The organism is Microvirga roseola, assembly GCF_020866965.1.
Lineage (GTDB): Bacteria > Pseudomonadota > Alphaproteobacteria > Rhizobiales > Beijerinckiaceae > Microvirga > Microvirga roseola.
Window position 1 is genome coordinate 1 of record NZ_JAJATX010000169.1, and the last position, 932, is coordinate 932.

At 61.7% G+C, this 932-nt stretch carries 1 protein-coding gene; it reads left to right on the forward strand.

Annotated elements, in window-relative coordinates; genetic code table 11:
• Positions 1 to 611: transporter substrate-binding domain-containing protein (locus tag LG661_RS24700; RefSeq protein WP_230534641.1), on the forward strand; the 611-nt coding region annotated here is incomplete at its 5' end.
• Positions 612 to 932 lie beyond the last annotated feature (321 nt).

Here is a 932-nt window from a genome sequence, read left to right on the forward strand (position 1 = left end):
CGGCGCTCCAGGCCAAGAAGTACGACGCCATCATGGCCGGCATGAGCATCACTCCCAAGCGCCAGGAAGTGATCGACTTCGCCGGTCCCTACGCCAACTCCCCGAACGGCTTCCTCGTCGCGAAGGCCTCGCCGCTGGCCAAGATGCCGGGCACGGATCAGGCCTTCAACCTCAGCTCGCAGCAGGGTGCGGCCGAGAAGGCTATCGAGGCCGTCAAGCCGCTCCTGAAGGGCAAGACCATCGGCGTCCAGGGCTCGACGATCCACTCGGCCTTCGCAGACAAGTACCTGAAGGACGTGGCTGAGATCCGCGAGTACAAGACCACCGAGCAGCACGATCTCGATCTGGCCGCCGGCCGCATCGATGCCGTTCTGGCGGATTCGACCGCGATCATCGGCACGCTCGAGAAGCCCGAGTTCAAGGACTACGTCCTCGTCGGCCCGTCGATGACCGGCGGCATGCTGGGTGCAGGCGTCGGCGCCGGCCTCCGCAAGGAAGACCAGGAGCTGAAGAAGGCCCTCAACGAGGCGATCCAGGCCGCGGTCAAGGACGGTACGGTGACGAAGCTGTCCGAGAAGTGGTTCAAGATCGATATCGCTCCGAAGGGCTAATCGGACGCCTCTTGCAAACGGGGCGCGGCTCACGCCGCGCCTTTTTTGTATGAAATTGCGGCAGCTGCGACCGAAAACACCATTCCAAGTCCTTGATTCGGCAGGAATGGCACTTGCACTGGCTTGGCTTTTGAATGTTAGCATTGAGCCGGCGGATGATCGGCGCCGGCTTCTTTCAGGCCTGTGATTTTCATCCCGAATCGGATCAGTCGAAACTGACCAGGGGAACGACGATGAAACTGTTCAAGGCTCTAGGCTTGGGCCTGCTGGCTTCTACCCTCGCGATGGGCGGTGCTGCGGCCCAGGAAAAGACGGTCAAGA